At 44.4% G+C, this 12,906-nt stretch carries 6 protein-coding genes and 3 rRNA genes; 5 read left to right on the forward strand and 4 right to left on the reverse strand.

From position 1 onward, the window contains the following. The first annotated feature begins 58 nt into the window (after positions 1-58). From ACRWSG_RS09170 to ACRWSG_RS09190, 5 genes are all read left to right on the forward strand, one after another. A complete protein-coding gene (locus ACRWSG_RS09170) occupies positions 59-1,873 on the forward strand; it encodes a choice-of-anchor I family protein (protein WP_462166920.1) in 1,815 nt (604 codons plus the stop codon). A gap of 570 nt (positions 1,874-2,443) precedes the next feature. Then, positions 2,444-3,984 (forward strand): 16S ribosomal RNA (locus ACRWSG_RS09175). Positions 3,985-4,265: 281 nt separating this feature from the next. After that, positions 4,266-7,148: ribosomal RNA gene (locus ACRWSG_RS09180) — 23S ribosomal RNA — on the forward strand. A 124-nt stretch (positions 7,149-7,272) separates the two neighbouring features. Continuing rightward, positions 7,273-7,387 (forward strand): 5S ribosomal RNA (gene rrf / locus ACRWSG_RS09185). The 16S, 23S and 5S rRNA genes sit together here, the layout of an rRNA operon. Positions 7,388-7,635: 248 nt before the next feature. Beyond that, positions 7,636-8,602 (forward strand): IS630 family transposase gene (locus ACRWSG_RS09190; RefSeq protein ID WP_462166108.1). Its coding sequence is split into 2 segments (ribosomal slippage): positions 7,636-8,034 and positions 8,036-8,602, totalling 966 coding nucleotides; the frame shifts between segments, so codons are not numbered across the junction. 182 nt (positions 8,603-8,784) lie between these two features. Here ACRWSG_RS09190 and ACRWSG_RS09195 read toward each other — a convergent pair. From ACRWSG_RS09195 to ACRWSG_RS09210, 4 genes are all read right to left on the reverse strand, one after another. Continuing rightward, positions 8,785-9,486, reverse strand: coding sequence for a hypothetical protein (locus ACRWSG_RS09195; protein WP_462166109.1), 702 nt, complete (start codon positions 9,484-9,486; stop codon positions 8,785-8,787). A 91-nt stretch (positions 9,487-9,577) separates the two neighbouring features. After that, entirely contained in the window at positions 9,578-10,855 is a 1,278-nt protein-coding gene (locus tag ACRWSG_RS09200) for a LysM peptidoglycan-binding domain-containing protein (protein ID WP_462166110.1), read from the reverse strand. Between the two features lie 118 nt (positions 10,856-10,973). Beyond that, a complete protein-coding gene (locus ACRWSG_RS09205) occupies positions 10,974-11,513 on the reverse strand; it encodes a hypothetical protein (RefSeq protein WP_082389218.1) in 540 nt (179 codons plus the stop codon). Positions 11,514-11,598: 85 nt separating this feature from the next. Then, positions 11,599-12,903 (reverse strand): sensor histidine kinase, encoded by a 1,305-nt coding sequence (locus ACRWSG_RS09210; protein WP_462166111.1) that lies wholly within the window; start codon positions 12,901-12,903, stop codon positions 11,599-11,601. Positions 12,904-12,906: the final 3 nt, after the last annotated feature.

The raw sequence follows: 12,906 nt of genomic DNA on the forward strand, positions 1-12,906 counted from the left end.
CGTGTTGTAATTGCCTCAATACAACTCCAAGGAAAAATAATAATGTTAAAAAGAATCAATTATTGCGCTATCACTTTTAACCATTCTTTCTGGCTGCTCATTAGACGGTGACGACGGCAAAGACGGCCTACAAGGTGAGCAAGGTCCTGCAGGTCAAAATGGAACTGATGGAGTAAATGGCACCGATGGTACAAACGGAAATGACGGAGCAAATGGTACAGATGCAAACGCTGCTTTAACTATAAATCTTATCGGCCGTGCAGTGCTGAACGCAGAAAGCCCTGAAGGTGCTGCGGAAATTGTTGCTTACCAAGCATCTAAACAACGAATATTTGCTATCAATAGTTCCGGTGATTCTGCGGTCGTTAATATCATGAAAGCCGATAGCTTTGACCGTGCAGCTTTAGTTAAAGATAACGAAGGGGTTATAAACGGCACTAATTTAACCTCAGAGATTACCCTTGCACTTAATGAGCACAGTGTGGGTGATGCGAACAGTATCGCGATTGATGCTAATAATGAACTTTTAGCCGTTGCAATGGCAGCTAGTAATACCGGTGATGCAGGTTTAATCGCATTTTATGATATTAGTGGCGACGAGCCTCAGTTTATTAAAAATGTATCTGTAGGCGCCCTGCCCGACATGGTTACTTTTAGCCATGATGGCAATAAAGTACTGGTTGCAAATGAAGGTGAACCTAATGGTGACTATAGCATTGACCCTGAAGGCTCTATCAGCATTATTAATATTAATGATGGTGTAATTGCAGATACTGCTATTAGCATTACTTTTTCGGCTTATAACGACAAACAAGCAGAGCTTGAAGAACTTGGGATTGTATTTGCTAACCCGACAGGTCGAACAATCAACGGTAACTTGATTAATACAACCGTAGCAATGGATTTAGAACCTGAATACATCAGCGTTTCGAAAGACAATAAGTTTGCCTACGTCTCACTACAAGAAAATAACGCCCTTGCTATCGTCAATCTTGAAGATAATAGCCTCGAGCTTAAAGGATTAGGTTTTAAAGATTGGTCTAATTTACTTTTTGATGCATCTGATAAAGACGGTGGCGTTAACTTTAAATCGTACCCTGGCCTCTATGGCATGTATCAACCAGATACGATTTCAAGCTTTAGCTGGAAAGGTGCTAACTTTATTGTCACAGCGAACGAAGGTGATGCACGAGAATACTTCTTTGATACAACCGACGAAGCTGATTGTTTAGCAAAAGGTGGTCTAGATTACGATGAAGATGATGGTTGTTTATCATATATAGATGAAACTAGAGCTAAAGACTTAACACTGGCAAGCAATTTTGATTACCTGAACAATGACAACAGTGATATTGGCCGTTTAAAAGTGACCACTGTTAAAGGTGATGAAGATAATAATGGCGAATATGAATCACTCTATGCATATGGTGCCCGCTCTTTTACTATCTGGGATAGTAACGGCATGGTGGTTTTTGACTCGGGCGATCAAATCTCACGTATTACTGCATCAGTTCACGGAGCAGCATTCAATAATAACGAAGATGAAAATGACGGTGATAGTCGCTCTGATGACAAAGGTGCAGAACCAGAAGCGTTAGCACTGGGTACGATTGGCGAACGTACATTTGCATTTATCGGGTTAGAGCGTATGGGTGGCATTATGGTGTTTGATATTACTAATCCATACAATGTGACATTCCAAGATTACTTTTTTAATCGTGGCCTAGAAGCTGATGCAGATATAACAGGTGATCTTGCTCCTGAAGGTATGACATTTATACCTGCAGAACAAAGTGCAACGAATGAAGCATTGCTAGTTGTTGGTAATGAAATTTCGGGTTCAATCGCTGTTTGGGAAATTTCTACTAACTAATCCGCCTTATAAAAATAAAAAGCGACATAGCTAATTTAATGTATGTCGCTTGTTCTATGCCATTTTATCCTCACAAAAATGACTGCTTTTTGAGCTAAAACCTCTCTGTAGCCCTTTATTTGTATGGTTATTGTACTAATTCGAAAATAATCAAAAAAACCTTCAAAAAGTGCTTGCGTTAATTCTTCGCATCCCTATAATGCGCATCCACTGACACGGCGGGCAGCAATGAAAAGCGCTGAACAAAGTGACACAGAGTTAAGTAAAACTTCGGTTTAAAACGGTCTAAAAAGAAAGTTTAAAATTAAGTGTTGACTCGAAAAATTAAGGATGTATTATACGCATCCCTAGCGACAACGTCGCAACGCTCTTTAACAATATAAAGCAATCATCTGTGTGGGCACTCGTACAGATTGAGTTCTAACAGCGAAGCTTAGTTTACTAAGTGGAGCAAACAAATTTAGAGTCTCAAATGTAACTGAGTGACTATATAGTCAATTCGATATCGAAAGGTATCAAAATCAGAATTCATTGAGCATGGTTTGAAGTTTACTTCAAACAAAAAACTTTTAATTGAAGAGTTTGATCATGGCTCAGATTGAACGCTGGCGGCAGGCCTAACACATGCAAGTCGAGCGGTAACAGAGAGTAGCTTGCTACTCTGCTGACGAGCGGCGGACGGGTGAGTAATGCTTGGGAATATGCCTTATGGTGGGGGACAACAGTTGGAAACGACTGCTAATACCGCATGATGTCTACGGACCAAAGTGGGGGACCTTCGGGCCTCACGCCATAAGATTAGCCCAAGTGGGATTAGCTAGTTGGTGAGGTAATGGCTCACCAAGGCGACGATCCCTAGCTGGTTTGAGAGGATGATCAGCCACACTGGGACTGAGACACGGCCCAGACTCCTACGGGAGGCAGCAGTGGGGAATATTGCACAATGGGCGCAAGCCTGATGCAGCCATGCCGCGTGTGTGAAGAAGGCCTTCGGGTTGTAAAGCACTTTCAGTAAGGAGGAAAGGTTAAGTGTTAATAGCACTTAGCTGTGACGTTACTTACAGAAGAAGCACCGGCTAACTCCGTGCCAGCAGCCGCGGTAATACGGAGGGTGCGAGCGTTAATCGGAATTACTGGGCGTAAAGCGTACGCAGGCGGTTTGTTAAGCGAGATGTGAAAGCCCCGGGCTCAACCTGGGAACTGCATTTCGAACTGGCAAACTAGAGTGTGATAGAGGGTGGTAGAATTTCAGGTGTAGCGGTGAAATGCGTAGAGATCTGAAGGAATACCGATGGCGAAGGCAGCCACCTGGGTCAACACTGACGCTCATGTACGAAAGCGTGGGGAGCAAACAGGATTAGATACCCTGGTAGTCCACGCCGTAAACGATGTCTACTAGAAGCTCGGGTCTTCGGACTTGTTTTTCAAAGCTAACGCATTAAGTAGACCGCCTGGGGAGTACGGCCGCAAGGTTAAAACTCAAATGAATTGACGGGGGCCCGCACAAGCGGTGGAGCATGTGGTTTAATTCGATGCAACGCGAAGAACCTTACCTACACTTGACATACAGAGAACTTACCAGAGATGGTTTGGTGCCTTCGGGAACTCTGATACAGGTGCTGCATGGCTGTCGTCAGCTCGTGTTGTGAGATGTTGGGTTAAGTCCCGCAACGAGCGCAACCCCTATCCTTAGTTGCCAGCGATTCGGTCGGGAACTCTAAGGAGACTGCCGGTGATAAACCGGAGGAAGGTGGGGACGACGTCAAGTCATCATGGCCCTTACGTGTAGGGCTACACACGTGCTACAATGGCGCATACAGAGTGCTGCGAACCTGCGAGGGTAAGCGAATCACTTAAAGTGCGTCGTAGTCCGGATTGGAGTCTGCAACTCGACTCCATGAAGTCGGAATCGCTAGTAATCGCGTATCAGAATGACGCGGTGAATACGTTCCCGGGCCTTGTACACACCGCCCGTCACACCATGGGAGTGGGTTGCTCCAGAAGTGGATAGTCTAACCTTCGGGAGGACGTTCACCACGGAGTGATTCATGACTGGGGTGAAGTCGTAACAAGGTAGCCCTAGGGGAACCTGGGGCTGGATCACCTCCTTATACGATTTAGAACTTATTTGTTCGTAGTGTCCACACAGATGATTGTTAGTTAGCTAAACCGCTTGGTTTAACTAATTAATATGCTCTTTAAAAATTTGGAAAGCTGATATTAAAATTCTTATAGATATTCGTATCTATAAAGAGTTTTCAAAAGTAAAAAATATGCCAGTTAATCAGCAATGATTAATCGGTATCTACTTTAGTATTCTCATCATTATTTGATGAATTAACTTCTGGCGAAGTTAACAGCTGTCACTAACAAAGACCCGTTTGGGTTGTATGGTTAAGTGACTAAGCGTACACGGTGGATGCCTTGGCAGTTGGAGGCGATGAAGGACGTATTAACTTGCGATAAGCCTAGTCAAGCTAGTAAAAAGCGCTTGAGACTAGGATTTCCGAATGGGGAAACCCACCTGCTTGCAGGTATCTTGCACTGAATACATAGGTGTAAGAGGCGAACGCGGAGAACTGAAACATCTAAGTACCCGTAGGAACAGAAATCAACCGAGATTCCGGAAGTAGCGGCGAGCGAAACCGGACCAGCCCTTAAGCTTATTATGTGTTAGTGGAACATTCTGGAAAGTTTGACGATACAGGGTGATAGTCCCGTACACGAAAATGCATCTTAAGTGAAATCGAGTAGGTCGGAGCACGTGAAACTTTGACTGAATATAGGTGGACCATCATCTAAGGCTAAATACTCCCAACTGACCGATAGTGAACCAGTACCGTGAGGGAAAGGCGAAAAGAACCCCTGTGAGGGGAGTGAAATAGAACCTGAAACCGTGTACGTACAAGCAGTAGGAGCCCTTCGAGGGTGACTGCGTACCTTTTGTATAATGGGTCAGCGACTTATATTTTGTAGCGAGGTTAACCGATTAGGGTAGCCGTAGGGAAACCGAGTCTTAACTGGGCGTATAGTTGCAAGGTATAGACCCGAAACCCGGTGATCTAGCCATGGGCAGGTTGAAGGTTGAGTAACATCAACTGGAGGACCGAACCCACTAACGTTGAAAAGTTAGGGGATGACCTGTGGCTAGGAGTGAAAGGCTAATCAAACCGGGAGATAGCTGGTTCTCCCCGAAATCTATTTAGGTAGAGCCTCGGACGAATACTTACGGGGGTAGAGCACTGTTAAGGCTAGGGGGTCATCCCGACTTACCAACCCTTTGCAAACTCCGAATACCGTAAAGTACTATCCGGGAGACACACGGCGGGTGCTAACGTCCGTCGTGAAGAGGGAAACAACCCAGACCGCCAGCTAAGGTCCCAAAGTCATAGTTAAGTGGGAAACGATGTGGAAAGGCCCAGACAGCCAGGAGGTTGGCTTAGAAGCAGCCATCCTTTAAAGAAAGCGTAATAGCTCACTGGTCGAGTCGGTCTGCGCGGAAGATGTAACGGGGCTAAACTATGCACCGAAGCTGCGGATTCAAACTATGTTTGAGTGGTAGGGGAGCGTTCTGTAAGCCGTTGAAGGTGAACCGGGAGGTTTGCTGGAGGTATCAGAAGTGCGAATGCTGACATGAGTAACGATAATGCGGGTGAAAAACCCGCACGCCGGAAGACCAAGGGTTCCTATCCCATGTTAATCAGGGTAGGGTAAGTCGACCCCTAAGGCGAGGCCGAAAGGCGTAGTCGATGGGAAACGGGTTAATATTCCCGTACTTGGTATAATTGCGATGGGGGGACGGAGCAGGCTAAACAAGCATGGCGTTGGTTGTCCATGTGAAAGTGAGTAGGTTGGTGACTTAGGAAAATCCGGGTTGCTAAGACTGAGACACGAGACGAGCACCCAAGGGTGTGAAGTTGTTGATGCCATACTTCCAGGAAAAGCCTCTAAGCTTCAGATTATACCGAATCGTACCCCAAACCGACACAGGTGGTCAGGTAGAGAATACTAAGGCGCTTGAGAGAACTCGGGTGAAGGAACTAGGCAAAATTGTACCGTAACTTCGGGAGAAGGTACGCTCCTATCTGTGATGAGACTTGCTCTCTAAGCGGACGGGAGCCGCAGTGACCAGGTGGCTGGGACTGTTTATTAAAAACACAGCACTGTGCAAAATCGCAAGATGACGTATACGGTGTGACACCTGCCCGGTGCCGGAAGGTTAATTGATGGGGTTAGTTTTCGGACGAAGCTCTTGATCGAAGCCCCGGTAAACGGCGGCCGTAACTATAACGGTCCTAAGGTAGCGAAATTCCTTGTCGGGTAAGTTCCGACCTGCACGAATGGTGTAACCATGGCCACGCTGTCTCCACCCGAGACTCAGTGAAATTGAAATCGCAGTGAAGATGCTGTGTACCCGCGGCTAGACGGAAAGACCCCGTGAACCTTTACTACAGCTTGGCACTGAACATTGACCCTACATGTGTAGGATAGGTGGGAGGCTTTGAAGCAGAAACGCTAGTTTTTGTGGAGCCGTCCTTGAAATACCACCCTTGTAGTGTTGATGTTCTAACGTTGGCCCCTAATCGGGGTTACGGACAGTGCCTGGTGGGTAGTTTGACTGGGGCGGTCTCCTCCCAAAGAGTAACGGAGGAGCACGAAGGTTGGCTAAGTACGGTCGGACATCGTACGGTTAGTGTAATGGTAGAAGCCAGCTTAACTGCGAGACAGACACGTCGAGCAGGTACGAAAGTAGGTCATAGTGATCCGGTGGTTCTGAATGGAAGGGCCATCGCTCAACGGATAAAAGGTACTCCGGGGATAACAGGCTGATACCGCCCAAGAGTTCATATCGACGGCGGTGTTTGGCACCTCGATGTCGGCTCATCACATCCTGGGGCTGAAGTCGGTCCCAAGGGTATGGCTGTTCGCCATTTAAAGTGGTACGCGAGCTGGGTTTAGAACGTCGTGAGACAGTTCGGTCCCTATCTGCCGTGGGCGTTTGAGAATTGAGAGGGGTTGCTCCTAGTACGAGAGGACCGGAGTGAACGAACCGCTGGTGTTCGGGTTGTCATGCCAATGGCACTGCCCGGTAGCTACGTTCGGAACTGATAAGCGCTGAAAGCATCTAAGCGCGAAGCAGGCCTCGAGATGAGTTCTCACTAGACTTTTAAAGTCTCTGAAGGGCCGTTGAAGACTACAACGTTGATAGGCAGGATGTGGAAGTGGTGTGAGCCATTAAGCTAACCTGTACTAATTACCCGTGAGGCTTAACCATACAACGCCAAACGCGTTTTATGACAGCGTAACGAACAGAAGTTAAGTTACTAAAGTAGACAATTACTTGATATCAGAATTCCAGATTTTAGTTAATTGCCAAGGCGATTAACAAACCAAATTTGCTTGGTGACAATAGCGTTTTGGACCCACCTGACCCCATGCCGAACTCAGTAGTGAAACGAAACAGCGCCGATGATAGTGTAGCAGCTGCTATGTGAAAGTAGGTCATCGCCAGGCTCCAAATAAGAGAAAGCCCGATTCGAAAGAGTCGGGCTTTTTTGCGTTTGGAGCTATCAGCCAGGTAGGTTGGGTAGAGCGGAGCGAAACCCAACGCTAGTTATACCAATCCGCTTAATTAATACCATTCCGCTTAAATATCTGATCTAATATAGGCTATATAAAATCACCGGTTAATAACATTGAATCCAAACATATCTGAACAGCTTTTAGCGCTTTCTCGTAAAGAACCAAACGCACGAAAACGCATGCGATTGCTCGCAGTGTCATTATTTTATGAGGGGAATAGCAGAACCGATATTGCAAAACGTCTAAACACAGCAAGAAGTAGTGTGAATAAATGGGTTTCTAGTTACCTAGAGTATGGGCTTGATGGTTTAGACAATAAGCCTATTCAAGGACGTCCATCAAGGCTGCAACAGCGGCAACTTGAACAACTGTCTGAATTTATAAAGCGCACGAACACAGAACTACGTGGTGATCGCCTTACCGGTGAAGACATTGTGCATTACATTCACACTGAATTTGGTGTTCATTACCACTTAAATCATGTCTATAAAATTCTAAAGCAACTTGGCTTTAGTTGGATCACAAGCCGCTCTAAACACCCAAAACAATCATTACAGAGCCAAGAGGCTTTTAAAAAACTTCCAGCTGGAAACGATCCTTCACACACCAGGACACCTTCCTCTTGATCGGATCGACGTATGGTTTCAGGACGAAGCACGATTTGGCCAGCAAAATCCGACTACGCGCATTTGGGCTGAAACAGGCACTCGGCCACGGATTGTAAAACAACAGCAATTTGACTATGGATACTTATTTGGCGCGGTATGTCCAGCCACAGGCCATACAGAAGCGTTAGTTAGCCCATTCGTAAATAAAGAAGCAATGACGCAGCATATGCGCCAGATATCACACGCGACACCTGTTGGAAGACACGCTGTCGTGATAATAGATGGCGCAGGCTGGCACACATACGATACAGCTGCAGAATTTAAAAACCTAACCCTGATAAAGCTCCCACCTTATTCACCAGAGCTAAATCCAATAGAGCAAGTATGGAGCTGGATACGACAGCATTGTTTATCCAATAGAGTGTTTTCGGGCTATGACGAAATTGTCGATGAAGTTTCAAAGGCATGGAATCACTTTATTTCAATCCCGGATCGAGTGAAGAAAATGTGCAATCGGGAATGGATTAAATTGATTTAATCTTTATGCGGAATGGTATTACTTCACCTTGCGCTAATTCGTCTGTTATTAATGAGCTTTACCTCTTCATTGTGCATGACGAATTACCACGCTGTTGGGTTTCGCTTCGCTCTACCCAACCTACGGCAGATTTCCAAACTTTACTCTTGCAACTTTCCTCTCGCTAACTTTATTCTCGCAACTCACTTACACTGCTCTATCTCTTTCACATCGCCGCGGCCATCGCTTAGGTAGCATTGTTCTAGCAACGAGCAGTAGCAGATCTCAGTTTTAATATTAAAGCGTTGGTCATTTACCTTGTCCCACTGAGTTGCATTGAAGCCTGTTTTCTTAAAACCAAAAAGATTAAGTTCAGCGCCTGAGGCTAATAATCGGTTATTACTAACGCCGGTATACAACCAACCAAATTTTTCAAAGAAATTGATCTCTGGTGACTCATTTTGCAACTTATTTAATTGCTCTTGGTAAGCATAGATATCAAAGCAGCAGTCCTTTATTACTTCAAATATCTCTGTATAAGACTTTTCATCGTGGAAGAATTTAACGTATTTAATAATGGCTGGGCCTGATCCTGAGTTTTTAATGTAAAAAGTAATTTCTTCAGAATTTTTTTCTTCATTAAAATTCCCCGTCATTACTTCGAGCCATGGCCAGGTTGCGGCTTTTACTTGTCGTTCTGCGGCGTTGGCTTGCAAGTAAGTGGCATAAAAGGAGGCTGCGGAGATAATAATGGCGCAGAGTGCGAGAAATAGGTTTAGCCGCTCGTTGGTAAACCATCCATTGCGCTGAGTGTTTTGCTGGGTGGTCTTTGTTTGCTCTTCAACGTTGGAGTCTTGCTCTGATTTAACGGTTGAACAGCTTGCGTCCTGTTGCTGATTATCCATAATTTTTAATTGTTGTTTTTATAGACTAATAAAGATACAACTTTAATTGGATAGATAAAAGAGACAGGGAGTAAAACTCCCTGATTTGGTATTAACTATTTGAGATAAATACGGTGAGCTTTTCACCCACTCTTAAGCTATCTCTTGAAAGGTTATTCCATTGTTTGAGTTTAGTGATACTGACTTTGTATTGCTTTGCTATCTTCCAAAGGCTATCGCCAGATTTCACCTTATATTCGATTTGCTGATCAGCCAATTGTGGCAATATCAGTTTTTGACCAATACGGATAGTGTTTGTTTTTAGGTTATTGAAGGTTTTCAGTTGGCTAACTGTTACTTTATAGTTTTTTGCAATCACACTTAAGCTATCACCGCGTTTAACAGTGTAATGTTGCCACTGGCTATAATCATTGCTCTTTTGATTAGCTAATAGAGTTTGATAACTTGCTTGCTGATCTTTGGGAACCACAATTTGTGGCGCATCAATCACAGCTGGGTATCGGATAACACCATGGTTTAGCTCTTCTAGCTCTTGCCATTTCGCTTTGTCTGCCAAGATCACGGCCCCAGTTACTGGTAAGGTCGCAATAGCCTGCTCATTCTTAATGGCAGGGAATATCATTTTTTGGTGCTTTAATAATTGTGCTGCGATCAGTAACTTAGGCACGTATTGTTTGGTTTGCGATGGTAGTTTTAAGCTAAAGAAGTCCGTCGACTTACCTTGTTTTTTATTACGAGCAATTGCCTGTAATACACGCCCTTCACCAATATTGTAGGCAGCAATAGCATGATACCAATCGCCATCAAAGCGTTTATAAAGGTATTCCATAAAATCCAAAGCTGCGCGGGTGCTGTCTACCACATCTTGGCGACCATCATACCAAGGGGTAATTTTTACTTTGAAGTATTTGGCGATTGAGGGGGTGAGTTGCCATAAACCCGATGCATGTTTGTGCGAATAGGCGCTGGCATCAAAATCGCTCTCTATAAGCGGCATTAGAGCGAGTTCTATTGGTAAGTCACGGTTTTCTACTTCTGTGACGATATGATACAAATACGGCGCTGCACGGCGGCTTATTTCTTCCATGTAATTTGGATGAGTAAGGTACCAAGCAATGCGCTTTTGCACATCTGGGTGACTTGAATCGCTAAACTGTAGTTGAATACGAATACGCTGCCATACGTCATCTAGTTCACTTGGTTTGAGCGGTGTCACCGCGTCTACTTGTGCTGTTTTAGCTTCTGCAACCACAGTACCTGGATTGGCTTTGATGGTAGGCTTCTTTTCGGGAAGTGACTCAGGGGCAGTCTGACAGCCTGTTACAATAAGAGAAACAACAACAAGGCCTAAAAATCGATTTAAAAACACGTATTAAAATACTCCGTTAACTTAGGTGCGGGTAAACTAAAGCGCCTAAGCTTAACATAGGGTGAGCTAAAAATGACCATTAGATTAACAGCTCGCTAACTTACTCACCCAATTGAAATTAAAACGAAATACTAACTTGTAACCCAGCATAACCATGGTTTTGTGCTTCCCAATAGCGGCTGTCTATTTCTCGGGCTCTGGCATAGATCTCTATTCTGAATGGCTTTGAGTCCACGCCCATGCCCACACCAACATAGCCATCAATATTATTGTGGTCGTCATCATAGCGGTCTCTGTAGTCGTGGTCATCGCGGTCGTCGTATACAGCAAGCTCAATTAAATCTAAGCCCACTTCGCCATAGACAAAAAAGTCGCTGAAATAACCAAATTTGATGCCGCTATCTAAGGTGAGAAATGTCTCCCGATCACCTTTTTTAGTAAATACTTCTGCTGAGCCCAGTGCCGTTGTAAATGCTGCGCCGAAATTACTGTAGTTATTTTTAGCCATAACTTCGATGCCGGCTGAGGTGATTGAATCAGTACTATTATGCTCTGACTTAACAAACAGGTTCATATTAGGGCTGTCATAAATACCAGCAAAGCTTGTAGCAGGAATGAAGGCAAGTGAAGAAAACAGTGCTAAGGCAAGGTATCGCATATTGGTTAGTCCATTAAACGTTCATGGGTTGATGATACCAAACAGCGCCTTAGCAAATTGTAAGTAAGTGTTCTAACTATGTAAGTTAGCCGAACACGCAGCGAAAGCAGGCTCCTTGCTGGCGTTTGATATAAACCAAATCGCCGCCATGATTGAGCATGATCTGGCGCGATAAACTTAAGCCTATTCCTGAGCCTTGTTGCTTGGTAGTAAAAAATGGCACAAAAATCATCTCAATCACATGATCGCTGATACCTGTACCATTGTCACTGACCTCTAAATACAGTTGCTGATTAGCATTTTGTGCAATGCTTACCTCAATGCACTTTGCTGACTTTGAAGTATTTAACTGCTTAAGGACATCAAGGGCATTGGTAAGCAGGTTTATTATTACTTGTTCAACTTGGCCTCTATCTATCATTACTAACTGTTGGCTTTGCACCGATAAATTCAACGTAATATTAAGTTGCTTAGCTTGTTGTGAGTGCAGAGCGACAACTTGCTTGGCAAGATTTGCCAGAATATGTGGCTGTAAGTGTGGGGCGGGTAAGCTACTAACCTTTTTAAATTGCGCTATAAATTCCCCTAAATGCTCGGTTCGTGATGCGAGTGTTGTTAGGGCGAGTTGCAGGTCTTGTTTATCTTCCTGATCATCAAAACTAAGCTCAGTTGGCAGCAGCGCCGTACAAGTTTGTGCTAAAGAAGAGAGTGGCGTAATCGAATTAGCAATTTCATGGGTTAGTACTTTGGTAAGGCGCTTATAAGCTTGTTGCTCTTTTAATTGCAGCTGATCATGAATCGATTGCAAACTGATCACTTTACGAACTTTACCTTGGATTTCGGCAATACTGATTTGCACAGATAGGGTATCGTGCTGCTCACCATTTTGCCATGGCACGGTATTACGGCTATTTTGTTTTGCGTCTTTGACTAGGTTTGCTATTACACCTAGATCATCGATGTGCTTTACAGCTTGTCCAAGTAAACGGCTGACCGCCGGATTGCTTTCAATAATAGTGCCTTGTTCGTCACATACTAATACTGCTAAATCGATATGAATTAATAGTGCTTGTAAGAACTGGGCTTGTTGCTCTGCATTAAAACGCGCAGCCTGAATTTGCTGTTTAACCTGCTCAAATTGCTGCTGCATAGGGTGTTGGTCGCCAAAGCCTAATGTGCTGTCTCCATTCGCTAAAGCGCGAAACACCATATCTGCACGTCTTGTTTGGCGTTTAAATAAATTAAAAATTTGCGCAGCACATACCAAATTTAAAATAACTAAAAGTGCCGAAATTGCAGAAAACCCGCTTTGCTCTACTTGCCAAAACAAAGCAATTGATAAACCAATTAGCGCAGCTAATAGGCCGGCTAAGCTAATAAAATTTCGCATAGA

Source organism: Pseudoalteromonas sp. GB43, from assembly GCF_054923805.1.